At 72.0% G+C, this 22,152-nt stretch carries 22 protein-coding genes; 7 read left to right on the top strand and 15 right to left on the bottom strand.

Translation table 11 applies throughout. The annotated features are described in order from the left end of the window. Window positions 1-28: 28 nt before the first annotated feature. Window positions 29-607: a TetR family transcriptional regulator gene (locus ACFCXS_RS26635; protein WP_376645838.1), complete on the bottom strand. Its 579-nt coding sequence runs from the start codon at window positions 605-607 to the stop codon at window positions 29-31. Between the two features lie 129 nt (window positions 608-736). Here ACFCXS_RS26635 and ACFCXS_RS26630 point away from each other — a divergent pair, with 129 nt between their 5' ends. Beyond that, complete coding sequence (locus ACFCXS_RS26630; RefSeq protein WP_376645837.1) at window positions 737-1,936, top strand: MFS transporter; 1,200 nt, start codon at window positions 737-739, stop codon at window positions 1,934-1,936. A gap of 56 nt (window positions 1,937-1,992) precedes the next feature. On the opposite strand, the gene ACFCXS_RS26625 is transcribed toward ACFCXS_RS26630, so the two are convergent. The 6 genes from ACFCXS_RS26625 to ACFCXS_RS26600 all read right to left on the bottom strand — a co-directional run bounded on the left by ACFCXS_RS26625 (window position 1,993) and on the right by ACFCXS_RS26600 (window position 7,573). Continuing rightward, the gene (locus ACFCXS_RS26625) at window positions 1,993-3,636 is read right to left on the bottom strand and encodes a long-chain fatty acid--CoA ligase (RefSeq protein WP_376645871.1); all 1,644 of its coding nucleotides are present in this window, start codon (window positions 3,634-3,636) and stop codon (window positions 1,993-1,995) included. Between the two features lie 158 nt (window positions 3,637-3,794). Then, window positions 3,795-4,355, bottom strand: a complete 561-nt coding sequence (locus tag ACFCXS_RS26620; protein ID WP_376645836.1) for a SigE family RNA polymerase sigma factor — start codon at window positions 4,353-4,355, stop codon at window positions 3,795-3,797. A 133-nt stretch (window positions 4,356-4,488) separates the two neighbouring features. Further along, window positions 4,489-5,661: a lipid-transfer protein gene (locus ACFCXS_RS26615; protein ID WP_376645835.1), complete on the bottom strand. Its 1,173-nt coding sequence runs from the start codon at window positions 5,659-5,661 to the stop codon at window positions 4,489-4,491. An 85-nt stretch (window positions 5,662-5,746) separates the two neighbouring features. Further along, window positions 5,747-6,154 (bottom strand): MaoC family dehydratase, encoded by a 408-nt coding sequence (locus tag ACFCXS_RS26610; protein WP_376645834.1) that lies wholly within the window; start codon window positions 6,152-6,154, stop codon window positions 5,747-5,749. Beyond that, window positions 6,151-7,065, bottom strand: a complete 915-nt coding sequence (locus ACFCXS_RS26605) for a bifunctional MaoC family dehydratase N-terminal/OB-fold nucleic acid binding domain-containing protein (RefSeq protein ID WP_376645833.1) — start codon at window positions 7,063-7,065, stop codon at window positions 6,151-6,153. Before ACFCXS_RS26605 ends, ACFCXS_RS26610 begins: the two co-directional genes overlap by 4 nt. 181 nt (window positions 7,066-7,246) lie before the next feature. Then, window positions 7,247-7,573 carry a hypothetical protein gene (locus ACFCXS_RS26600; protein ID WP_376645832.1) on the bottom strand — a complete coding sequence of 109 codons (327 nt, stop codon included), beginning with the start codon at window positions 7,571-7,573 and terminating at the stop codon, window positions 7,247-7,249. 369 nt (window positions 7,574-7,942) lie between these two features. Here ACFCXS_RS26600 and ACFCXS_RS26595 point away from each other — a divergent pair, with 369 nt between their 5' ends. The 3 genes from ACFCXS_RS26595 to ACFCXS_RS26585 are packed head-to-tail and all read left to right on the top strand — an operon-like array spanning window position 7,943 to window position 9,911. After that, a complete protein-coding gene (locus ACFCXS_RS26595) occupies window positions 7,943-8,809 on the top strand; it encodes a bifunctional DNA primase/polymerase (protein ID WP_376645831.1) in 867 nt (288 codons plus the stop codon). Window positions 8,810-8,846: 37 nt separating this feature from the next. Then, window positions 8,847-9,311, top strand: a complete 465-nt coding sequence (locus ACFCXS_RS26590) for a hypothetical protein (protein WP_376645830.1) — start codon at window positions 8,847-8,849, stop codon at window positions 9,309-9,311. Window positions 9,312-9,320: 9 nt separating this feature from the next. Further along, the gene (locus ACFCXS_RS26585) at window positions 9,321-9,911 is read left to right on the top strand and encodes a DinB family protein (RefSeq protein WP_376645829.1); all 591 of its coding nucleotides are present in this window, start codon (window positions 9,321-9,323) and stop codon (window positions 9,909-9,911) included. A 165-nt stretch (window positions 9,912-10,076) separates the two neighbouring features. On the opposite strand, the gene ACFCXS_RS26580 is transcribed toward ACFCXS_RS26585, so the two are convergent. Further along, window positions 10,077-14,291: a hypothetical protein gene (locus ACFCXS_RS26580; RefSeq protein ID WP_376645828.1), complete on the bottom strand. Its 4,215-nt coding sequence runs from the start codon at window positions 14,289-14,291 to the stop codon at window positions 10,077-10,079. Window positions 14,292-14,755: 464 nt separating this feature from the next. Here ACFCXS_RS26580 and ACFCXS_RS26575 point away from each other — a divergent pair, with 464 nt between their 5' ends. The 3 genes from ACFCXS_RS26575 (at window position 14,756) to ACFCXS_RS26565 (ending at window position 16,295) form a co-directional block, all read left to right on the top strand. Further along, the gene (locus tag ACFCXS_RS26575; protein ID WP_376645827.1) at window positions 14,756-15,223 is read left to right on the top strand and encodes a hypothetical protein; all 468 of its coding nucleotides are present in this window, start codon (window positions 14,756-14,758) and stop codon (window positions 15,221-15,223) included. A gap of 85 nt (window positions 15,224-15,308) precedes the next feature. Continuing rightward, the gene (locus ACFCXS_RS26570; RefSeq protein ID WP_376645826.1) at window positions 15,309-15,524 is read left to right on the top strand and encodes a ferredoxin; all 216 of its coding nucleotides are present in this window, start codon (window positions 15,309-15,311) and stop codon (window positions 15,522-15,524) included. A gap of 9 nt (window positions 15,525-15,533) precedes the next feature. Next, window positions 15,534-16,295, top strand: coding sequence for a PIG-L deacetylase family protein (locus tag ACFCXS_RS26565; protein ID WP_376645825.1), 762 nt, complete (start codon window positions 15,534-15,536; stop codon window positions 16,293-16,295). Between the two features lie 189 nt (window positions 16,296-16,484). Here the strand turns inward: ACFCXS_RS26565 and ACFCXS_RS26560 are convergent, their stop codons facing one another. The 7 genes from ACFCXS_RS26560 to repSA form a co-directional block, all read right to left on the bottom strand. Then, window positions 16,485-17,243 carry a glycosyltransferase family 2 protein gene (locus ACFCXS_RS26560; RefSeq protein WP_376645824.1) on the bottom strand — a complete coding sequence of 253 codons (759 nt, stop codon included), beginning with the start codon at window positions 17,241-17,243 and terminating at the stop codon, window positions 16,485-16,487. A gap of 51 nt (window positions 17,244-17,294) precedes the next feature. Further along, window positions 17,295-17,432, bottom strand: a complete 138-nt coding sequence (locus ACFCXS_RS26555; protein ID WP_376645823.1) for a hypothetical protein — start codon at window positions 17,430-17,432, stop codon at window positions 17,295-17,297. A gap of 235 nt (window positions 17,433-17,667) precedes the next feature. Beyond that, entirely contained in the window at window positions 17,668-17,979 is a 312-nt protein-coding gene (locus ACFCXS_RS26550) for an ArsR/SmtB family transcription factor (protein WP_376645822.1), read from the bottom strand. Between the two features lie 197 nt (window positions 17,980-18,176). Then, the gene (locus ACFCXS_RS26545; protein ID WP_376645821.1) at window positions 18,177-18,659 is read right to left on the bottom strand and encodes a hypothetical protein; all 483 of its coding nucleotides are present in this window, start codon (window positions 18,657-18,659) and stop codon (window positions 18,177-18,179) included. A 636-nt stretch (window positions 18,660-19,295) separates the two neighbouring features. Then, window positions 19,296-20,474 carry a tyrosine-type recombinase/integrase gene (locus ACFCXS_RS26540; RefSeq protein WP_376645820.1) on the bottom strand — a complete coding sequence of 393 codons (1,179 nt, stop codon included), beginning with the start codon at window positions 20,472-20,474 and terminating at the stop codon, window positions 19,296-19,298. Beyond that, window positions 20,474-20,692, bottom strand: coding sequence for an excisionase family DNA-binding protein (locus tag ACFCXS_RS26535; RefSeq protein WP_376645819.1), 219 nt, complete (start codon window positions 20,690-20,692; stop codon window positions 20,474-20,476). The genes ACFCXS_RS26540 and ACFCXS_RS26535 overlap by 1 nt, the downstream gene beginning before the upstream one ends. After that, complete coding sequence (gene repSA / locus ACFCXS_RS26530; protein ID WP_376645870.1) at window positions 20,686-22,062, bottom strand: replication initiator protein RepSA; 1,377 nt, start codon at window positions 22,060-22,062, stop codon at window positions 20,686-20,688. Before repSA ends, ACFCXS_RS26535 begins: the two co-directional genes overlap by 7 nt. Between the last annotated feature and the right edge of the window lie 90 nt (window positions 22,063-22,152).

The following is a 22,152-nucleotide window of genomic DNA, read 5'->3' as shown; positions in this document are numbered from 1 at the left end:
CCTTGCGACCCGGTCCGAAGGACCGGCCCTAGCGGGCGGTCAGGCGGCGGGCCGCTTCCTTGACCGACGCGCGCAGGCGGTCCCGGTCCGCTTCGCCCTCGCCGACCAGGATGCGCCGCATCTGCGGGACGACGGCGGTCCAGTTGGCCAGGGCGGTCAGCAAAAACAGCAGGTCGGCGGCCGGGATGGTGTCCGTGACGACGCCCCGCTCCTGGGCGTCCTCGAGGGTGGCGACCTTGCGGGCGTAGTGCTCCTGGCGGGCGGACTCGAGGGGCAGCTCGGCGCTGCCGTACTCCAGGCCCTCCCAGAAGAGCAGGCGCAGCAGCTCCGGGTGGGCGGCGTGGTAGTCCATGACGCGGTCGATCCAGTCCTCGATGTCGTCCGGGGCCACCGGGACGTCCTGGGCGACATGGAGCATCTTCTTCTCGAGGACGATCGCGAACAGCTCCGCCTTGTTGCCGAAGTAGGCGTAGATGAGCTGTTTGTTGGCCTTCGCTTCGGCGGCGATGCGGTCGATGCGGGCGCCGGCGATGCCGTGCCGGGCGAACTCGGCGACCGCCGCCTCGAAGATGCGGGCCTTGGTGGCCTCGGGGTCCCTTGCTGCCATGGGGGAGAGGGTAGCGCGCCGGGTAACCAACTGTTTGGTTGACAGGGAACGGCGGGGCGGAACAGACTGTTCCCCCATCAGCCAACCAACCAGTTAGTTGCTAGAGCCGACTCCAAGGAGTCCCCTCCCATGCCGTCAGCGACCACCACCGCCGCCCGGACCACGCCCCCGGTGCGGCGGACCCGCGAGCCCGCCCCCGGGCTCTTCCTCACCCTGCTCGCCGTGTGCAGCGCGGTCACCGCCGCCAACATCTACCTCGCCGCGCCGCTGCTCCCGCTCATGGCCCGCGACTTCGGCTCGGCACCCTCGGCCCTCGCCTGGATCGCCTCGGTCGCCCAGCTCGGCTACGCGGTCGGCCTGCTGTTCTTCGCCCCGCTCGGCGACAGTGCGAACCGGCGCCGGACGGTCGCCGGGCTCACGCTCGTCACCGCGCTCGCGCTGGGAGCCAGTGCGGCCGCTCCGGGCGCCGGGGCCCTCGCGGTCGCGATGTTCGTCGCCTCGGCGGCCACCGTCATCCCCCAGCTGCTCGTGCCGCTGGTCGCCGAGCGGGCTCCCGCCGAGCGGCGTGCCCTGCATGTCGCGGTGATCATCTCGGGCCTGTTCGTCGGCATCGTCGGGGCCCGGGTGCTGGGCGGGCTGGCCGGGCAGGCCTTCGGCTGGCGGTGGGTGTTCGCCGGTGCGGCCGTGCTCACCCTCGCCCTGGGGCTCGCCACGGCGGTGGTCCTGCCGTCGCGGCGGCGCCGGGAGGGCCCGCTGTTCGCGGGGCTGGTCGCGCTGCCGTCGGTGCTGCGGAGCTCGCCGGAGCTGTGGCGGGCGTGTGTGCGGCAGGCCGGGATGTTCGGTGCGTGGAGCGCGCTGTGGACCTCGTTGACGCTGTTGCTGACGGGGCCGGAGTACGGGCTGTCCGCCGCGACCGCCGGGCTGTTCGGGCTGTTCGGCCTGACCGCGAGCGCGGTGGCGCCGCTGGCGGGCGGGCTCGTGGACCGGTTCGGGGCGGCGCGGGTGGTGCGGTCGGCGTATCTGGTCGCGGCCGTGTCCGTGCCGCTGTTCTGGCTGGGCGGGCAGGTGCTGGGGGCGCTGTTCGCCGCGGCGGTCGCCGTGCACGCGGCACTGGTCGCCTCCCATGTCGCCAACCAGACCCTCGCCCTGACCGCGACCGGCACCCCCGCCACGGCCAACACCGCCTATGTGGTCGCCGGTTTCGCGGGCGGCGCGACCGCTTCGGCCCTCGCGGGGGTGGCGTTCAGCCACTTCGGGTGGGGCGGGGTGTGTGTCGTCGCGGGCGTGTGGCTGGCGCTCGGGTGGGGCGTGACCGCCGTACGACGGTGAGGTGCTGCCGTACGGCGGTCTGCGGGCGGACTGCCGTACGGCGGCCCGCCGGCGGGTCAGAGGCTGGTGACGTCCAGCTCCCCCTGCGCGTACTGCCTGCGCAGCACCTTCTTGTCGAACTTTCCTACGCTCGTCTTCGGGACGGCCTCGATGACCGTCCAGCGCTCCGGGAGCTGCCACTTGGCGATGTGGCCCTCGTCGGCGAGGAAGGCGCGCAGGGTCTCGAAGGTGGCGGTGGAGCCTTCCCTGAGGACGACCGTGGCCAGGGGGCGCTCGCCCCACTTCTCGTCGGGGACGGCGACGACGGCCGCCTCGGCGACGTCGGGGTGGGACATCAGCGCGTTCTCCAGCTCCACCGACGAGATCCACTCGCCGCCGGACTTGATGACGTCCTTGGCCCGGTCGGTGAGGGTGAGGAAGCCGTCGGGGGAGATGGTGCCGACGTCACCGGTCTTGAGCCAGCCGTCCTCGCTGAACTTGTCGGCGGGGCGCAGCGGTTCGCCGTCGGGGCCGTTGTAGTAGGCGCCCGCGATCCAGGGGCCGCGCACCTCCAGCTCACCGGCGGACTCGCCGTCCCAGGGGAGGCGTTCGCCGCCGGGGCCGGACAGGCGGCCCTCGACACCGGCCGGGAAGCGGCCCTGGGTGAGGCGGTAGGCGAACTCCTCCTCCGTGCCGATCACACCGGCCGGGGGGCGGGCGATCGTGCCGAGCGGGGACGTCTCCGTCATGCCCCAGGCGTGGCAGACCCGCATGCCCAGCTTGTCGAAGGCCTCCATGAGCGAGGGCGGACAGGCCGCGCCGCCGATGGTGACCTGGCCGAGGGAGGAGACGTCGCGGGGGTTCGCCGTCAGCTCGGCGAGCAGGCCCTGCCAGATGGTGGGGACGGCGGCCGCGTGCGTGGGCTTCTCGCTCTCGATCATCGCGGCGAGGGGGGCCGGCTGGAGGAAGCGGTCCGGCATCAGCATGTTCACGCCGGTCATGAACGTGGCGTGCGGCAGGCCCCAGGCGTTCACGTGGAACTGGGGGACCACGACCAGCGAGGTGTCCTGGTCGGTCAGACCCATCGACTGGGCCATGTTGACCTGCATGGAGTGCAGGTAGATGGAGCGGTGGCTGTAGACCACGCCCTTGGGGTCGCCGGTGGTGCCGGAGGTGTAGCACATGGCGGCGGCCTGGCGTTCGTCCAGCTCGGGCCAGTCGTACGAGGTCGGCTTGCCGGCGATCAGGTCCTCGTACTCGTGGACGCGAACGCTCGCCTCGGCGAGGAGGGAGCGGTCTCCGGGGCCGGTGACGACCACGTGCTCGACCGGCTTCAGGTGCGGCAGCAGCGGGGCGAGCAGGGGCAGCAGCGAGCCGTTGGCGATGATCACGCGGTCGGCGGCGTGGTTGACGATCCAGGCCAGCTGCTCGGGCGGGAGGCGGAGGTTCAGGGTGTGCAGGACCGCGCCCATGGACGGGATGGCGAAGTAGGCCTCGACGTGTTCCGCGTTGTTCCAGGCGAGGGTCGCGACGCGCTCGTCGCCGGTGACGCCGAGGTCCTCCCGCAGCGCGTGGGCCAGCTGGGCCGCGCGGGCGCCGATCTCCGCGAAGGAGCGGCGGTGCGGCTCGTCCTCACCGGTCCAGGTGGTCACCTGCGATGTCCCGTGGATGGTGGACCCGTGGGTCAGGATCCTCGAGATCAGCAGCGGTACGTCCTGCATCGTGCTCAGCACGGCGTCCTCCCGGGCGACATTGCCTACGCGGTGGTAAAGGTTGCGCTGATTCTGCGCACATACCGCGTGGTATGTCACTAGGACCGGGCGATCGATCACATCACGCCATGCCTCAGGAGTGCCTCACAGCCGGGTGGAGGGGGACCTCACCGGCGGACGAGCCCCAGCTCAGCGTCCTCGCGGAGCTTGCCGATCGCCCGGGAGACGGCCGACTTCACCGTGCCCACCGAGACGCCGAGCACCTCGGCCGTCTGGACCTCGCTGAGGTCCTCGTAATACCTGAGGACCACCATCGCCCGCTGCCGGTCGGGCAGCCGCATGATCGCCCTCCACATCGCGTCGCGCAGCGCCTGCTGCTCGGCCGGGTCGTCACGGCCGGCCACCGGGTCCGGCTCGGGAAGCTCGTCGCAGGCGAACTCGTCGACCTTGCGCTTGCGCCACTGCGAGGTCCGGGTGTTCAGCAGCGCCCGGCGCACATAGCCGTCGAGGGCGCGGTGGTCCTCGATGCGCTCCCAGGCGACGTACGTCTTGGCGAGCGCGGTCTGCAGCAGGTCCTCCGCGTCGCTCGGGTTGCCGGTGAGCGAGCGGGCGGTACGCAGGAGCACCGGCTGGCGGGCCCTGACGTACGACGAGAACGACGGGTAGGGAAGGGTCTGCGCCGCTGGTCCGGCCGCCTTCGAAGCGCTCGTGCAGACGAGTGTGGTCATGGCTCAACGCTATGAGCGGGGGCACGGTGAGCGGATCGGCCGCAGGTCCCGAAGCGGGGTCCCCCTCAGGTTGTACGGGTAGGGCCCGCCGCACCTCCTGTAGGTGGAGCGAAGGGCCCGGGGTACTGCGGGTTCACCCCTGGGGGTCGGCGGTCAGGACGAGTCCCGAGGTCGGCACACCCGTCCCGGCCGTCACCAGGACACGTTCCGCTCCGGGCACCTGATTCGCCGCCGTGCCCCTGATCTGCCGGACCGCCTCCGCGATGCCGTTCATGCCGTGCAGGTACGCCTCCCCGAGCTGCCCGCCGTGCGTGTTGAGGGGCAGGCGCTCCTCGGCCACGAAGTCCGCCGCCTCGCCCGGGCCGCAGAAGCCGAACTCCTCCAGCTGCGTCAGCACGAACGGCGTGAAGTGGTCGTAGAGGATCCCGACGTCGATGTCGGCCGGGGCGAGGCCCGAGGTGCGCCACAGCTGCCGGGCGACGACCGCCGCCTCGGGAAGGCCGGTCAGGTCGTCGCGGTAGTAGCTGGTCATCTGCTCCTGGGCACGTCCGGCGCCCTGGGCGGCCGCGGCGATCACGGCGGGCGGGTGGGGCAGGGCGCGGGCGCGTTCGGCGGAGGTGACGACGAGGGCCTGCCCGCCGTCCGTCTCCTGGCAGCAGTCCAGCAGGCGCAGCGGTTCGGCGATCCAGCGCGAGGCGGCGTGGTCGGCCAGGGTGATGGGGCGGCCGTGGAAGTGGGCCGCCGGGTTGGTCGCCGCGTACTTGCGGCCGGTGACCGCCACGTGCCCGAAGGCCTCCGGCGTCAGCCCGTAGGTGTGCAGGTAGCGGCGGGCCGCCATCGCCACCCACGAGGCCGGGGTGAGCAGGCCGAACGGCAGCGACCAGCCGAGGGCCGCGCCCTCCGCCGAGGGTTCCCGGTGCCGGACCCCGGAGCCGAAGCGGCGGCCCGAGCGCTCGTTGAACGCCCGGTAGCAGACGACCACGTCGGCCACGCCCGCGGCGATCGCCAGGGCGGCCTGCTGGACGGTGGCGCAGGCCGCGCCGCCGCCGTAGTGGACCCGGGAGAAGAAGGAGAGTTCCCCGATGCCGGCCGCCTGGGCGACGGTGATCTCGGGGCTGGTGTCCATGGTGAAGGTGACCATCCCGTCGACGTCGGCCGGGCTCAGCCCGGCGTCCGCGAGGGCCGCCCGCACCGCCTCCACGGCGAGGTGCAGTTCGCTGCGGCCCGAGTCCTTGGAGAACTCGGTGGCCCCCACACCTACGACGGCCGCACACCCGCCGAGACCGTTTCGCCCGCTCATGCTCATGCCTGGACCGCCCGCCCCTGCCGGCTCATGCCGGGACCCCCCGGCCCTCTCCCGTTCGTCCCGTGACCGCCCCGCCCTCTCCCCCTCACGACGAGCCGCCCTCTCCCGCTCCTGCCGGGACCCTGACCGTCACCGTGCCCGTGACGTGCCGGCCGAGGCCGTTCGCGCCGGCGATCCGGACCGTCGCGGTGTCGCCGTCGACCTCCTCGACCGTGCCGGTCAGCACCATCGTGTCGCCGGGACGGTTGGGCGCGCCGAGCCGGATGGCGACCCGGCGCAGCTCGGCCCGCGGGCCGAAGTGGTCCGTGACGTAGCGGCCGACCAGGCCGTTGGTCGTCAGGATGTTCATGAAGATGTCGGGGGAGCCCTTCTGCCGGGCGAGCTCCGGGTCGTGGTGGACGTCCTGGTAGTCGCGGGAGGCGATCGCCCCGGCGACGATCAGGGTGCGGGTGATCGGGATCTCCAGCGGCGGGAGCCGGTCCCCGGCCTTCACGGCGTCACCCCCTGGAAGACGGGCAGCACCAGCTCGTCGTCGTACCGGCGGAACTCCAGCCGCACCGGCATGCCGATCCGCACCTTGTCGTACGGCACCCCGACCACGTTGCTGACGATCCGCACGCCCTCGGCCAGCTCGATCAGGCCGACCGCGTAGGGAGGCTCGAAGGCCGGAAAGGGCGGGTGGTGCATCACGACGTACGAGTAGACCGTGCCCTCGCCGCTCGCCCCGACGGTGTCCCAGTCCGGGGAGCCGCACCTGTTGCAGCCCGGCAGCCAGGGGAAACGCAGGGTGTCGCAGGCCGTACAGCGCTGGATGAGGAGCTCGTGGCGGGCCACGCCTTCCCAGAAGCCGGCGTTGTCGCGGTTGACGACGGGGCGGGGGCGGCGTTCCGCCGGTTGCGAAGGCCGGTGTGCGGGGGCGTACTTGAGGATGCGGAAGCGGTGGGTGCCGGCGAGTTCACCGCCCGCGCGGACGTCCGTGCGGGTCGTGACGAAGTAACCCGGCCCGAGTTTCGTGGTCTTGCGCCCGGACACCGACTCGATGACCGAGTCGAAGGTGATCTCGTCACCCGGGCGCAGCGGGCGCAGGTACTCCTGTTCGCAGTCGGTGGCGACGACCGCTTCATGGCCCGACGTGTCGAGCAGGTCGAGGAGTTCGTCATAGGCCGCCGTGCGTTCCGGGCGGCGGGTGAGGCCGGCCATGGTCCAGGCCTGGAGCATGGTGGGCGGAGCGATGGCGTCCGGGCCCGTGTACGCGGGGCTGGTGTCCCCCATGGCCTCGCACCAGTGCCTGATCATCGGCATGTTGACGGGGTCGCGGCCCACCCCGCCGGCGGCGGCCCGCAGGCCCTCGTAGGCCTTCAGCCGCGCCTCGAACTCCTCGTGGACCTCCGGCTCACCACTCACGGTTTCTGACTGTCCGTCAGATCTACCGTGCAGTCAAGCCCCGTCACGGCCCACCGGACCACCCCCCGGACGCGAAAACGCCTGCGCGGCAGTACCGGAGTACCGCCGCTCAGACGTTTGTGAGCCCACGAAGCACACCCCCACAGCACCCGGTCCGGTGCCGGGCACCGGCCCGCTCAGCTCACCACCACAGGGGGGAGAAGCTGACGGCGGTGTTGCCGTTGCCCTGGTTGACGGCCGTGGGCTCGGTGCCGTTGACCTGGGCGGTGTTGCTCTGGTTCGAGGTGCCGTCACCGAGGGCCTGCTGCTGGGTGGTGGCCGCGTTGCCGAAGTTGTCACCGCCGACGCCGCTGCCGAGGACGCCCTGCTCGGTCTCGGTGACGGACGCGATGGATCCGTTGTCCGCGAAAGCGCCGTTGTCCGCCGCCGCGACACCGGTGAAGAGGGCGGCTGCGAGCGGAAGGGCGGAGACGGCCGCGATGACGCGGGCGGTACGGATGCTTGCCATGTTTCTTGTCCCTCCAGGACTGATCGAACCGAGGACGCACCGGCTCGTGACGGTTCGGTGCGTGAACCACTGCTGTCACCGGGGAAGTTGGCCGACCGCCCCGGTGCGGTGCTCGACGTCGCGAGTCCAGAGTTGCCCACCGAATCCCCGGCGAACCACCCCGGAAGCCGCCTTTCGCACGCAAGCGTGAGGACAAGTCGATAAACCCTCAAGCTTCACTTCCGTCCCGGACGAGAGCGAAAAAGGGCGCTCGAACCCGGGTGCCGCAAGGGGCGAAGCGGTCCAGCACTTTTTCCGGTCACCCCCCGCCCCGGCGCGTCGCGCCCGTTCCCTCTTTCCTTTTTCGAACGTAAGTACGAAACTAGAGGCATGGCCACCACCGACCGGCAGGCCACGACGCTGGCCCTCGCACACGCCCTGTCAGCCGCCGAACGCGGACTGGCCGTCATCCCCCTGTCCCGCTCCAAGCTCCCGGCACTGCGCTCCCCGCACCGCGACGACCCCGCCCCCTCCCCCTGCCACGGCGCGTGCGGCCGCCTCGGACACGGTGTCTACGACGCCTCCAGCGACCCGGACCGCATCCGCGAGCTGTTCGCCGCCGCGCCCTGGGCGACCGGCTACGGCATCGCCTGCGGGCTGCCCCCGCACCATCTGATCGGCCTCGACCTGGACGTGAAGACCGGCACGGACTCCTCGGCCGCCCTGCGCGAACTCGCGCTGCGGCACCTGTTCACGATCCCGCCGACCGTGGTCGTCGTGACCCCCTCCGGCGGGCGGCACCTGTGGCTGAGCGGGCCGCCCGAGATGGTCGTCCCCAACTCCGCGAGCCGGCTCGCCCCCGGCATCGACATCCGGGGCGCGGGCGGCTACCTGGTCGGCCCCGGCTCCCGCACGGGCCAGGGTGTCTACGCCGCCGCCCCGGGCACCGCGCACCTGACCCCCGCACCCTGCCCGCGCTCCCTGCTGCGGCTGCTGATCCCGCCGCCCCGCCCCCGTCACCCCGCCCCCGCGGCGACCGGCGGGCACGGCCAGGGCCTGGTCCAGTTCGTCCTGGCCGCGCACGAGGGCCAGCGCAACACCCGCCTGTTCTGGGCCGCCTGCCGGGCCTATGAGGACGGCATCGGCCCGGCGCTGGTGGACCCCCTGGTCGACGCGGCCCTGAACACCGGCCTGTCCGAGCGTGAGGCCAGGGCGACGATCGCCTCGGCGGCACGGATGACGGGGCACCGGCCGTGAGCACGGCCCCGCCCATGACCACCACCGAAAGACCTCGATGCAACACCACGCAAAGACGCCGGCCCTGGCGCTCGCCCGCCTCGTCCTGGCCTCCGGCCGCCCGGTGCACCTCGCCGAGCTGCGGTTCTCGTCGACGTACGGCGACCTGCTGGACGGCTATCCCTGCAAGCCGCTGAACGACCTGCGGATCAGCAGCCTCCTGCACGCCGCCGAGCTGTCCCGCCCGGGCACGCCGGTGCACCTCGTCCCGCCGCGGCGCGAGTACCCCGACCAGTACGCGGGCGGCCTCGGGCCGGTCGAGGTGCTGCCCGCGGTGGCCTGCCTCGGCACATTCCACTCCACGGCCCTGGACCCCGCCCACGACCCGGTCGCCTACCGCTCGCGCCTGACCGTCGTCTGGTTCCAGCCCACGCCCCGCCTCCCCTCGGACCGCGACGCCGAACCGGCGCTGCGCAACCTCGACTGGGCGGTACTGGCCCGGGACGCCCCCGCTCCCCCGTAGGGTCGTGCGATGAACGCCTCCCGCATCGAACTGCCGCGCTGGCAGTTCGAGTTGACCTGGTCCCTGTTCGAGTACCACCTGGAGCGGCTGGAGCCGGAGGACTTCCTCTGGGAACCCGCCGCGCACTGCTGGACGATGCGCCGGGGCCCCGACGGCACCTGGGTCCCGGACTGGGCGGACACCGAACCCGACCCGGTCCCCGTCCCCACCCTCGCCTGGGTGAGCTGGCACCTCGGCTGGTGGTGGAGCGTCGCCCTCGACCACCTGGAGGGCCGCCCGCCCCGCGACCGCGAGGACATCGTCTGGCCCGGCGAGGGCGCCCCGACGGTGGAGTGGCTGCGCGACCTGCGCGCCCAGTGGCTGAAGGTCCTGAACGGCCTCACCGACCAGGACCTCGACGCCACGGCCCCGTTCCCCTGGCCGAACGACCCCGAGCACACCGTCGAGCACATGCTGGCCTGGGTGAACGCGGAGCTGATGAAGAACGTGAGCGAGATCGGCCAGCTGCGGTTGCTGCGGAGGGCGTCCGTCCAGGCACAGGGTCCGGGCACTCCGCCCCCGCGTGCTCCCGGCCCTCGGGGCGGGCCCGGCCCGAGATGAAAAAGGCTCGACCGCTGGCGACGGGGGATGCACCAGCGGTCGAGCTATGGCCAAGGGTAACAAGCGCTTGCCCACCGCGAGCCGACCGGCCGCCGGGAAAGCCCGGTTGTGACTCGTCTCACTCAACTACCAGGACAACCCGCTCTGTTGTCCTGAGCGGTCGCGTCAGCCGTCGCACGGCGGGTCGTAGGAGAGCCGCGGCAGGTACTCCCGCCAGGTGTCCTGCGTCAGCACGCCCCGGGTCATCGAGCAGATGCGGCGGACGGCTGTGTCGACGTCGAGATTCCAGAGCCGGATGGTGTCCGCGCCGCTCGACACCCCCAGCGTGTGGCTGTTCGGGCTGAACGAGAGGAACGTGCCGGTCTTGGAGTTGGGGCTCATCGACTGGCCGATCGCGGTGGCGTGCGAGGGGTCGGTCACGTTCCACAGGCGGACGGTGCTGTCGTTTCCGCCGCTGGCCAGGATGCGGCCGTCGCGGCTGAACGTCAGCGACACGACCGCCTCCGTGTGGCCCGTGAGCAGCGCCTCCTCGGAGGCCTGGGCCGGGTCCGTGATGTCCCAGAGGCGGACGGAGTTGTCGTCGCCGGCGCTGGCCAGCGTGTGGCCGTCGCGGCTGTAGGCGAGCGTGTTGACCGCTCCGAGGTGGCCGCGCAGAGGTTTCCCGATCAGGGTCGCCCGGCCGGGCTCGGTCACGTTCCACAGCCGGATCGTGCCGTCCGCGCTGCCACTGGCGAGCGTCCGGCCGTCGGGGCTGAACACGAGGTGGTTGACGTAGCCCTTGTGACCGGTGAGGGGGCTGCCGAGCGGGAGCGGCCGGGCCGGGTCGCCGATGTCCCACAGCCGGATGGTGCGGTCGTCGTAGGCGGTGGCCAGGACCTTCCCGTCCGGGCTGAACGCCAGGGGGTCGGCGTAGCGGATGCGCAGGGGCGCGGGAGAGCGGTAGCGGACGGGGTGTTCGGGGTCGCCGAGGTTCCACAGCTCCACCACCCTCTCGTCCGTCAGGACCGCGAGGGTGCGGCCGTCCGGGGCGAACTCCAGGGAGCGCACGTCGCCCCGGCCGGGGTGAAACGGTTCGCCGACGCGCACGGGCCTGCCGGGCCTGCGCACGTCCCACAGCCGGATCCGCCCGTCCCGCGCCGCCGTCGCGAGCAGCCGCCCGTCCGGCCGGAACACCCCCGTCCGGCCGGTCATGTCCGACACCGGCAGCGACCACAGACGCACCTTGTTGTCGCCCGCCCCGGTCGCGAGGGTGCGCCCGTCGGGGCTGAAGCCGAGCGCGTACATCTCCCCGCTGCTGCCCGCGAGGGGCCCGCCCACCTGCGAGGGGTACTGCGGGTCGCTGACCTTCCACAGGCTCGCCGTGCTGTCCGCGCTGGCCGCGGCGAGCATGTTGCCGTCGGGGCTGAAGGCGACGGACCAGACCGGCCCGGTGTGGCCGGTCAGCGGCGCGCCGATCAGGTCCGGGCGGCCCGGACCTGCCATGTTCCACAGGCGTACGGTGCCGTCCGCGCTGCCGCTGGCGAGCGTACGCCCGTCGGGGCTGAAGGCCACGGAGTGCACGGTGGTGGTGTGGCCGGTCAGCGGCTTCCCGGCCGGTTCGGGGCGCGCGGGGTCGGACACGTCCCACAGCCGGATCGTCCCGTCGTCGCCTCCCGCGGCCAGCGTCCGGCCGTCCGGGCCGAACGCCACCGAGCGCACGGCGGCCCTGTGCCCGGTCAGGGGCCTGCCCAGGGCCCGCGGCCGGCGCCGGTCGGCCATGTTCCACAGCCGGACGGTGTGGTCGTCGCCCGCGGAGGCCAGCGTGCGCCCGTCCGGGCTGAAGGCGATCAGGTAGATCGTGCCGTCATGGCCGGTCAGGGGCGGGCCGAGCGACTTCGGGTGCGCGGCATCGGTCACGTCCCACAGCCGGATGGTGCCGTCGTCGGAGGCGCTGGCGAGCGTCCGGCCGTCCGGGCTGAAGACCGCGCTGCTCACCCAGCTCGTGTGCCCGGTCAGGGGCTTGCCCAGGGGCCTGGGGCGCTTGGGGTCGGCCACGTCCCACAGCCGTACGGTCCGGTCGTAGCTGGCGGTGGCCAGGACCTGTCCGTCCGGGCTGAAGCTGGTGAGGTAGACGGCGCCGGTGTGACCGGTGAGGGGCGTGGCGAGCGGATGGTTGACGATGGAGATCAGGCGGCTGTTCGCGCCCTTGTCGTCCGGGCGCAGTCCGTGCGCCACCAGATCGAGCTGCGCGGACAGCGAGGGATCGGTGTCCTGGACGCGGTCGGACTGGGCGAGCACCTGCTCGAAGACGGCCTCGTCCCGCTGCTTCCAGGCGACCACGGCCGACCCGACGGCCAGCATCGCCAGGACGACCAGGGTCGCCACCGCCCCCCGGCTGATCCAGATGATCCGCCTGCGCAGCCGGACCGACGCCGCCAGGAACTCCATCGCGCTGCGGGTCAGGAACGTGTCCCCGGCGGACCTCGCCCAGCCGTGGGCCTGCTCCAGCCGGGAGCCCCGGTAGAGCAGTGAGGTGTCGCGGTTCGACTCCTCCCAGGCCCGGCCGTCCTCCTCCAGACGCTGGCGCAGCAGATTGCCCTGCCGGTCCTCGTCGATCCAGTCGCGCAGCCGCGGCCAGGCGTGCAGCAGCGCCTCGTGGGTGATCTCCACGGTCTCCGCGTCGAGCGTCACCAGCCGGGCGCGGACCAGCGCTTCCAGGGACTCCTCGGTCTTGCCGGGGTCGGCCGACTCCTTCGCCAGCTGACGCCGGGTTCCGCGGCGGCGGGTGGCCTGGGTGTCCTCGCCCAGCCGTACCAGGCGGAGCAGCAGCAACCGGGCGGCGGTGCGCGCGGCCGGGTCGAGGCCGGTCCAGGCCCGTTCGGCGGTCGCCGCGACCGCTCCCTGGATGCCGCCGGCCGCGCGGTAGCCGGCCAGGGTGAGGCGGCCCGCCTTCCGGCGCTGCCAGGTGGCGAGCAGGGCGTGCGAGAGGAGCGGCAGCACACCGGCGTCGTGCGCCCCGCCCGGGCCGTCGGCACTGACCTCGCGGACGATCAGCTCCGCCAGCCCCGGTTCCAGCTCCAGGCCGACGGCCCTGGCCGGTCCGTTCACCGCCTCACGCAGCTCCGCGGTGGTCAGCGGCCCGAGCACCATGTGCCGGTGCTGGAGCGCGTCGGCGAGCTCCGGGTACCGCAGGCAGCGGTCGTAGAAGTCGGCGCGTATGCCCAGCACCACGACCGCCGGGGCCGGTTCGCCGGGGCCCGCGGGTGAGCAGGCGGCGTGCAGCACCTCGATGAAGGTGCGGCGGTCCGCCTCGTCGGGGCAGAGGGTGAACGTCTCCTCGAACTGATCCACGATGACGACCGGACGGGCCCCGGAAGCTGCTTCCCGCCGGGCCCAGACACCGACGGCGGCACGGACTGCTTGGGGGGAGAGTGGGGAGAGCGGGGAGGGTGCGGTGTCGGGCGAGGGTGCGGTTTCGGGGGAGGGTGCGGTTTCGGGGGAGGGTGCGGTGTCGGGCGAGGGTGCGGTTTCGGGGGAGGGTGCGGTTTCGGGGGAGGGTGCGGTGTCGGGGGACGCAGCGGGCGCCGCACCGGCCCCCTCCCCACCGGTCTCGGCCGATCCCTCTGGCCGTGGCCGCGCGGAGGCACCGTCGGATGAGGTCGAGACCGGGACGACGGAGGCCAGCTCGGGTATGCAGCGGGTCAGTTCCCCCAGCGGATCGCCTCCCGGCACGAGTTGGACGACCTCTCGCGGCCGGCCGGTCCCGTCACCACCGTCACCACCGTCACCGCCCAGCGCGCCGTCCCGCAGGGCGGGCACCAGGCCGGCGTTCAGCAGGGAGGACTTCCCCGCCCCCGACGCGCCGACGAGCATGACCAGGCCGCCCGTGCGCGCGACGGCCCCGAGCTGCTTGACGAGCGCGTCCGTGCTCCGCTCCCGGCCGAAGAACCACCGGGCGTCCTCCCGGCGGTAAGAGGCGAGCCCCCGGTAGGGGCACACCCCGCCCGGGGTGGAGGCGGACTCGTCCCCGGACCGCTCCTCGGCTTCGGAAGACGCCGGGCGCTCACCGACCGGGTCGGCCACCGCGCGTTCCCACAGCCGCTGCCACTGGCCGAGGTCGTACAGACCGGGGGAGACCGGCGTGGGCCGCGAGCGCCGCGCGTCGGGGATCAGCACGTGCAGCACCGCCGCGAGGGCGGGGAACTGGGCCGGAACGTTCCGGGCCCGCCGCCAGTCGCTGATGCGCTGCGCGGACACCCGTACGGGCCGCCCGCGTTCGTCGACCCGCTGAAGCCGGACGACCGCCTCGGACACCCGCTTGAGAGGAGGGTTGCCGGCTTCCTTGTACAGCAGTGCGAGGCGTTCCGCGAAGGCGGTGCGTACCCCCGAGTCGGAACTCAAGGTCTCAGCTCCTTACTTCCCACGCCTGGACGTCCGGACCGGAAAACTCACTCTATATGGCTGACCTGCGGCGATGCCGTCCGTTAAGCGCCGGAACCTCCTCCTCCATGGCCGGAAATGGCAGGATCCGGACGCAGCGGCGCCCCCATCCGGCCAGCTTCCGTCCGGAGCGGACGATGAGGCTCCACCGTTCGGTACCGGTCCCCACGAGGGGAGGGACCGGTACCGGACGATGTGGTGAACCTCCCCAGCACCCCCCGCCCCGCAACCTCCGTGCTCGGCAGGCCCGGCCTCCGGACGACCCTGGAAAACTGACGACCCGTCAGTTATGGTCGCCGTGCCGTACCGCTCCCGCAGCGATGGAAGAGCACGGCTCGAGCACGGCTCGGGCACGGATGAGCGAGAACGGGCAGCGCGCAAGCAGAGGCCGGGCGACGCATCAGCGACGTACAGGGGTGAGCGCAGTGGAGTCACGTCCCGAGAGCCCACGACCGCAGGGTGCTCCGCGCTGGGTCGCGATGTTCTACCGGCCCGCCGAGAGGTCCTGGCGGACGGCCGCCCAGTCGCCCCATCGCGCGCCCGTGCTGTACGCCCTCGGCGAGATGACCCAGACCCTGCGCGCCCGGGGCGACGACGTGACCCTCGCCCTGTGGGGGCCGAAGGACGGCGCGTGGCACCGCTTCGACACCCCTCTGAAGCAGACCGCTGTCCCGCGGCCGGAACCCGAACCCTCCCCGGCCGAACCGGCCAAGCTGGCGGAACGGATGACCGGCCGCCGCCACCAGGTCCTCATGGCGGCCCTGACGAAGGCGGGGCTCTACGACCTCTCCCCCGAGGACGGCACAACCGTCCGGGCGTTGGTGGAACACCTCGACGAGGCCGCCGTACGCCGGGTCGCCCACTGGCTGGCGGCCGCCGGGAGCGCGCGCTAGCCGGGCCGGTTCAGCCGGTGCCGCGCTGGGCAGTCAACTCCTGACGACTCGGGGGCACGATGTCGCCAGGAGGGGACAAAAGGACATGAAGGTCTTCGTGGACAGCGATCTCTGCTACGGCTCCGCCGAGTGCGCCCACCGGGTCCCGGCGGTCTTCGAGTTCGTCGACGGCTTCGGGGCGGTCCGGCCGGGCCGCGCGGAGACGGGCGAGGACCCCGAGGTCCTGGAGGCGGCGGAGAAGTGCCCGAGCCAGGCGATCGGCATCACCCGTGCGCCGCGGTCGGCGCCGGACCGGCCCTAGCGAGAGCGCGTGCCGGTACCGAACCTGCTCGCGGTCTTCGCCCACCCCGATGACGAGTCCCTGACGGCGGGCGGCGTCCTCGCCCGCCACGCGGCCGCGGGCGGGCGCACCGCGGTCGTCACGGCGACCTGGTCGGCGGACACTCCGCGCGCGGCGGAACTGGCCGAGGCGCTCCGCACCCTGGGCGCGGGCCCGCCACGCATGCTGGGGTACGCCGACGCCCGCGTCCCGCACTCGGCCCCGGGCAGACCGCGCTTCTGTGACGTCCCGCTGGACGTGGCGGTGGGAGAACTGGTCGCGCACCTGCGCGACTTCCGACCGGAGATCGTCGTCACCCACGACGCCTACGGCAACCTGACCGGCCACGAGGACCACGTGCACACCCACCGGGTGACCACCCTCGCGGTCCACGCCGCCGGACTGGAACGTCTCTACCCGGACGCCGGGGCGCCCTGGCAGCCGAGCGCCCTGTACCTGGCCACGCACCCGGACTCGGCCGCTCGGACATGGGGCGGGCACCTGGCCCCCGTGAACAAGGCGGTGCGCACGGTGCCCGACGAACGCGTCACCGCGACCGTCGACGTCACCCCCTGGCTGGACCGGAAGATCGCGGCGATCCTGGCCCACCGCACGGAGGTGGCACGGGGAGCGGCGCCGGGCCTCATCGCCGCCCTCCCCGCAGCCGAGCGGCAACGGCTGCTCGGCACGGAGTGGTACACCCGCCACGACCTGACACCGACGCCCCCCGCGCAGACCGAGCTGCTCCCATAACGCGGGTTCGCCCCGCCACACCCCGGGCGCCGAAGACCTGCGCCCAAGCAGGGCTGCTCCCACAACGCGAGGCACGCCCGCCACACCATGGCGCCAACAACCCCCCGCGCAGACCGAGCTGCTCCCATAACGCGGGTTCGCCCCGCCACACCCCGGGCGCCGAAGGCCTCCGCCCAAACGGGGCTGCCCTCACAGCGCGGTCGGCGCGCCCCACTGGAGCCGGGACAACGCCCTGGCCCTGGCCTCCACGACAGCCATCCGCACCTCGCGTTCGGCCCGGTCGGTGTGGGCCGCCTGCCCGGTCACCTGCCCGTCCCACTTCCGGTACAGCAGGCCCACCTCCCGCGAGAACCACCCCCGGCTCACCGCGTTCAGCGCCAGCAACAGCCCGGTGTCCTCAGAGGCGGGCAGCGCCATCCAGCCGCCCAGGGCGAGCAGCAACTCCCGCCGCACGCACAGCGAGGCGGGATGCACCTGCGCGAGGAAGCCGTTGGCCTTCCAGTGCGCGAGCACGGCCCCGCGCTCGATCGGCCCTTGTTCGGGATCGCCCGGAAAGCCGACGGTCGACCCGTCGGGCATGAGGTCGAGCACCCGGGAGGTGGCCCACCCGAGGTCCGGGTCCCCCTCCAGCACGGCGAGATCCCGCGCGAGCGCGCCCGGCGTCAACCGGTCGTCGGCGTCGAGGACCTTCACGTACGCGCCGTCCCCGTGGGCCAGCGCCATGGTCCTGGCGACGCCGGGCCCGCCGGCCCGCCCCTGCCTGAACGTCACCCGGGCGTCCACGGGCACATACGGTCTGACGCTCTCGCTCTCCCCGTCCTCCTGCACGACCCAGTGCCACTCCCAGCCCTCGGGAAGCCGCTGCGCGCACAACGACGCGTAGGCCTCCGGCAGGAACGGGGCGTGGGGGCCGTGCACGGCGGTGACGACGACGATGCGCCGACTCACTGGGCGCTCACCCACCCTTCTCCGACCGGCACACCCTGGTGATCGTAATCCTCACCGAGGACCCGGCCGGTGGCCGCCCAGGGCGGCCTTGTCCTTACGGCCGTCCGCGGCCAACGCCCTCGCCTCGTCCTGGGCTTCCTGCCCGACGGGGGTGATCAGCGCAGCGGTGCGGGCCTTGGTGTTCGCCATGACACTCCTGGGTCGGGAGGCGCGGCACGGAAGACGAGGAAGAGCCGGCAGCCGTTGCGCCGCACGCGAGGGCGCCTCGCGCAGGGGCACCTCCCCGTCGAGATCGAATCCGCAGGGATCGTGCGATCCGCCGTGACCGTGCGGTGCACCGTGACCGTGCGGTGCACCGTGACCGTACGATCCGGCGGCACGTCACTGCCACACCTTCACTGCGCTTGGATGCGCCGAAGCATCCCTAACCAGCTGCTACGACCGCTTGGATCAGGCCCGGGAACCTGCGCTCCAGATCCTCCTTGCGAAGGCGCATGTACAGCCCGTTTCCGGCGTTGCGCTGATGGACCAGGCCCGCCTCGCGCAGCACTCGCCAGTGCCGGGTGCGACTGGACTTGCTCAGCGGCAGGTCGAAAGACGCGCAGAGCCGCTCTTCGTCCGGCCGCGCGGACAGTTCGGCGATGACCCGCCGCCGATTCTCATCGGCCAGGGCCAGAAGGATGGGGCCCACCTCCAGCTCCTCGACGCGAGGGTGCACCAACTCGCCTGCGTCCATCACTCCACCCCTCGACAAGGTACGCGCCTATGCGTACCTTCTTGGAGGTACGCGAATACGCGTACCTTACTCCTGGGGGAACCATGCCCGCACCTGCATCGCCACGCCACCGCGTCATGTCACGCATTCGCTCATCACTGCGCAAGCTCCTCCTCATCGAGCATTCGCCCTTCATGCCCCTTTGACTCTCCAGCCGGCTACGACCAGCGCTTGATGATCTTTGCGGGAGATTCCGGGGCGGGCCACACCTGAATGCGGACCTTCTCCGTGGTGTCGGGGCTCTTGTGGGAGTCGATGTCGGCCCGGGCCGCCCGGGCCAGGTTGCTCCGGGACACACGGACTCGGTTCCAGCCCGCCGGGACCTCGAACGTGGCCGCATCGGGGCCGTAGTCCGTGCAGCCCAGCACCATCAGGCGCCCCGAGGACACTTCGAGGCCGGCCTCGACCACGTGATCGAACTCCGCGCAGTCGTCACCCGGCTCCTGAGGCAGCACTACCACAGTGACGGAGACGTAGACGTTCACAGTCGTGCCGACGCCCAGCGCATCGCGTGCCACCGCGAGGCGATCGGCGAAGGCCTGGTCCGTCCAGGCGTCACTCAGATCACCGTCCGCCTCCGCATCGGTCACGTGAATCTGGAAGTAGTCGGCGAAGAGGGTGAGTTCCGTCGTTGTCGTCATGGCGGCACGGTGCCATCCGGCACCGACAACGTGCCCGGGGTGACCACACACCGCCTGATCCGCAGAGCGTGGTCGGCCTGTTGACGGGACACGCGGACAGCCCGACGCCAGTGACGTATCTGCGTGAACCCAGAAGACCGGACCGCCTCAGCCTGGACAGCACCCCGGGTGGTCCGGTCGGTCGTGGAAGCCCGGATCAGGGCCCCGGTGCCGACGGTATCCGGGGCAGTCGGCGTGCTCGGGTACGGGCCCGCCCGTGTTCGGTGATCCTTTCCACGTCATCGAGGTTCGCGCTTCGCAAGGAGGTCTGAGAAGTCGTCACGATCACGTGGCGCACCCGCTGAGATTCATGATTCCCTGCCAGGCCAGACACTCCGGCGACCATCAGGTCTGCGATGCGCGTCAGGGCTCAGGACCGCGTCTGGTCCACCCGCGGTGAACCACCACGCGTCAGAGCCGGATCCTGGTGAGACAGCCCCATGCAGAAGGGGTGCCTCTGACGAGAGACACCCCATCTGACCTGCAAGTTTCATGACCTGCGCGGAGGCGGTGGGATTTGAACCCACGGTGACATCGCTGCCACGACGGTTTTCAAGATCTTTCGACGATCAGGCGGGCCTATCGCTCCACCGCAGGTCAGACAGGTGCGAGGACTCCTGCGGAGCCATCGTCATCGTCGTCGTGCCCGCTACGTGCCCCAGGCTCGTAGTCGTGCCCGCTGAGCCACGAGTCCGCAGCTTCGGCCACCTGGTCATCACGACCGGCGACAGGTCGAGCGTAGTGCCGGGTGGTGACACTCGCGTTGGAGTGGCCGAGCCGGTGAGCGGCGGTCATTACGCCGTACCGGTCGGCGACCCAGGTCCCGTGCGAGGCTCGGAGGTCATGCGGGGTCACGTCGGTCAGCCCGGCCGCCGAGACAGCGGGGTCGAAGTAGGCCTTTCGCCACTGGTTGTAGCGGAGCGGCTTCCCCGCGGGCGTCGTGAACAGGAGCGCGTCATCCCCTCCTGGCAGGGACTCAAGATGCCGGCCGAGCTTCTTCGCGAGCGACGGACCAACGCGAAGGAGACGCTTCTGATGCGACTTCGGGGTATCGAAGACCAAGGTGCCGTTGGCTTCGGCAAGGTTCTCGTCGACCAGGACCAAGCCGCCGGACACGTCGATATCCACGCGCCGGAGGGCGAAGGCCTCACCGACCCGCAGGCCCGCGTACGCGAGAAGCGCGATCAGCAAGTCATGGGGAGCGGCTGCACTCCGCACGAGTCGGGAGGCTTCGAGCGGGGTGAGGATGTGCGGCTCCGTCTGCGGCATCCTGGGCAACTTCACGCCCCGGCACGGCGTCTGCGGGACCATGTCGTTGTCGACGGCCGCCCGCATGATCTGCGACAGGACCCGGTACGCCTGCCGGATGCGCGAGGCACTGAGTCCCTTGGTCTTCATCCCGCCGACCCACTCAGCGATCGTGATCGGCCGGAGGGTGGACAGCTCACGGTCCCCGAGCGCCGGATTGATCAGCGAGTTGATCAGTGACCGGTACGACGCTTGTGTCTTGTGTTTGAGCTGCGGGGAGACGGCAGCGAGCCAGCGGGCCGCCCAGTCTCGCACGGTCGTCTGGCCCTCGGCGGGGTCGAGCCAGCGACCCTCTTCGATCTCGATCCGCTTCCGCACGAGCCAGCGGTCAGCGTCCGTCGAGGTGGCGAACGTCCGGTCGGCAGGCCGGAGCACACCGTCAGGTCCCGGATACCGGGCCTGGAAGCGGCCGGAGGGCAGCTTGCGGATGCGGCCGAAGCCCCGGCGAGACTTGCGCTTGCCAGCCATCAGGCAGCCCTCCTCAGGCCGGTGGGCCGCAGGACGACCGGCTCCACTGTGTTGGCGTCCACGTAGGCCTCGACCACGCTCTCGGGGATGCGGACGTGTCGGCCGACCTTCACGAAGGTGATGCGGCGTTCCTCGATGAGACGCCGGGGGAAGCGGACGCCCGTACCGAGACGTTCGGCGACCTGCCCCACGGTGAGGAGTCGGTCCACGATCACCACCCCCTTTCGTCGACAGGCAGTGCGGCCAGGGCTTCGCGGGCGGTTTCGCGGTTGAGTTGAATGTCCCGGGCGACGGTTGCGGCGAGGGCGCTTTCACCAGGGGTGTGACCGTGTCCGGCGTACTGCCAGTCGGTCAGGACAAGGACGGTGTCCGGCTCCCGGTCGTCCAGCCCGAGGGCGGCGGCCTCCTGGCTCGCGCGGTAGTCGGCGCGCGCCTGGCGGAGAGCGCCGAGGGTGGTGGAGTAGCGGCGGGACTTCGAGGAGAAGTGGCCGCGGAAGCCGAGCATGTGGGCCCAGGCCCAGAGGCGCCGGTCGGGATACAGGCTGTCCAGGTCGCGGCATGCGGTGATGAGTCGGCGGGTGTGGTCCGGGACCTGGTGGCGGTCGAGTTCGGCGAGTTCACCGATGCGGCGGTCAAGGGTTCCGGTGTTCTCGGCGGCCTTGGTGGAGTACTTGGCGACGTAGGAGGCGACGGCCTGTTCGGTGATGTCGGAGCCGTCACCGAAGGCCTTCACCGGCCGGACGTCGAGCTGTGTTCCCCAGCGGAACGACCGGGCGGGCTGGTCCCCGGCGGCCGGGACCGAGACCGACGTGTAGGAGTGCGCCGCAGCCGCAGTAATCGCGTCGGCGAGGAGGTCGACCGTGGCCCAGGCAGGCGGCGACGTTCCAGCACCCTCCGGGCCGTCGATCCGGATCACAGCATGGAAGTGCAGGGCACCACGCCTCTGGAACTCGGCGACCTTGCCGTACGAGACACGGAGGCGGTCAGCGAGTTCACGGCGCGAAAGGCCGGAGCGGGCGGCGAGTTCACGGCGCAGCCGTGTGGTGAAGCGCTGCCAGAGCTGCCCGGCATGGTTGTTGAACAGGACCGCGCCCGCGTAGTCGTACGTACTCGGGTCGAGGGCCGTACCCAGTTCCGGGGCGTCCTGGGCATGGCGGGTGCCGCAGCGGCAGACACCACGGTCGGGCCGGTTGTGTACCGGGCCGAAGGACGGGGCGGTGAGGGTGGCGAAGACTCGTGGGTGAGCCCGAACCGTGGTGGGAACGTCACGGCGGTCGTCACCGGCCAGGCCCGCGCGGATGAGGTGATAGGTGTCCCCCGCGTAGGTCCAGGCGCAGGCCTGGCAGCGCGATGCACGGCGGTTGCCGCAGGCCACGCGGAGGCGTCCGCCGGGCTCACCGGCGGTGGTGTAGTGGTGCAGGGTCTCGCCGGTGGTCTTGTCCTTGTGGAGGGTCCAGCCGGTCAGGTGGATGGGGTCGGAGCAGCCGCCGGTACGGCGGATCTGGTCCTCCCAGCGCGCATAGTCGGGGGCTGACGCCACCCTCAGCAGGTCACCGAGGGTGGTCGGGTCGAGCAGCGTCTCCGACACGGGCGAGGCGCGATGCGCCATGCTGGTTCTTCCTTCCGGTTGTGAGATCGGACAGGGACGGCGCCCGGGCGGCGGATGCTTGGCGGTATC

The organism is Streptomyces sp. NPDC056373, assembly GCF_042262425.1.
Lineage (GTDB): Bacteria > Actinomycetota > Actinomycetes > Streptomycetales > Streptomycetaceae > Streptomyces.
Note: the sequence above shows the minus strand (reverse complement) of the source record. Positions and strands in the feature narration are given on the sequence as shown.

What these genes read in the sequence shown, in the direction of transcription:
- ACFCXS_RS26635 (WP_376645838.1), bottom strand. Translation starts at nt 607, where the DNA reads ATGGCAGCAAGGGACCCCGAGGCCACCAAGGCCCGCATCTTCGAGGCG.
- ACFCXS_RS26630 (WP_376645837.1), top strand. Translation starts at nt 737, where the DNA reads ATGCCGTCAGCGACCACCACCGCCGCCCGGACCACGCCCCCGGTGCGG.
- ACFCXS_RS26625 (WP_376645871.1), bottom strand. Translation starts at nt 3,636, where the DNA reads ATGCAGGACGTACCGCTGCTGATCTCGAGGATCCTGACCCACGGGTCC.
- ACFCXS_RS26620 (WP_376645836.1), bottom strand. Translation starts at nt 4,355, where the DNA reads ATGACCACACTCGTCTGCACGAGCGCTTCGAAGGCGGCCGGACCAGCG.
- ACFCXS_RS26615 (WP_376645835.1), bottom strand. Translation starts at nt 5,661, where the DNA reads ATGAGCATGAGCGGGCGAAACGGTCTCGGCGGGTGTGCGGCCGTCGTA.
- ACFCXS_RS26600 (WP_376645832.1), bottom strand. Translation starts at nt 7,573, where the DNA reads ATGGCAAGCATCCGTACCGCCCGCGTCATCGCGGCCGTCTCCGCCCTT.
- ACFCXS_RS26595 (WP_376645831.1), top strand. Translation starts at nt 7,943, where the DNA reads ATGGCCACCACCGACCGGCAGGCCACGACGCTGGCCCTCGCACACGCC.
- ACFCXS_RS26590 (WP_376645830.1), top strand. Translation starts at nt 8,847, where the DNA reads ATGCAACACCACGCAAAGACGCCGGCCCTGGCGCTCGCCCGCCTCGTC.
- ACFCXS_RS26585 (WP_376645829.1), top strand. Translation starts at nt 9,321, where the DNA reads ATGAACGCCTCCCGCATCGAACTGCCGCGCTGGCAGTTCGAGTTGACC.
- ACFCXS_RS26570 (WP_376645826.1), top strand. Translation starts at nt 15,309, where the DNA reads ATGAAGGTCTTCGTGGACAGCGATCTCTGCTACGGCTCCGCCGAGTGC.
- ACFCXS_RS26555 (WP_376645823.1), bottom strand. Translation starts at nt 17,432, where the DNA reads ATGGCGAACACCAAGGCCCGCACCGCTGCGCTGATCACCCCCGTCGGG.
- ACFCXS_RS26550 (WP_376645822.1), bottom strand. Translation starts at nt 17,979, where the DNA reads ATGGACGCAGGCGAGTTGGTGCACCCTCGCGTCGAGGAGCTGGAGGTG.
- ACFCXS_RS26545 (WP_376645821.1), bottom strand. Translation starts at nt 18,659, where the DNA reads ATGACGACAACGACGGAACTCACCCTCTTCGCCGACTACTTCCAGATT.
- ACFCXS_RS26540 (WP_376645820.1), bottom strand. Translation starts at nt 20,474, where the DNA reads ATGGCTGGCAAGCGCAAGTCTCGCCGGGGCTTCGGCCGCATCCGCAAG.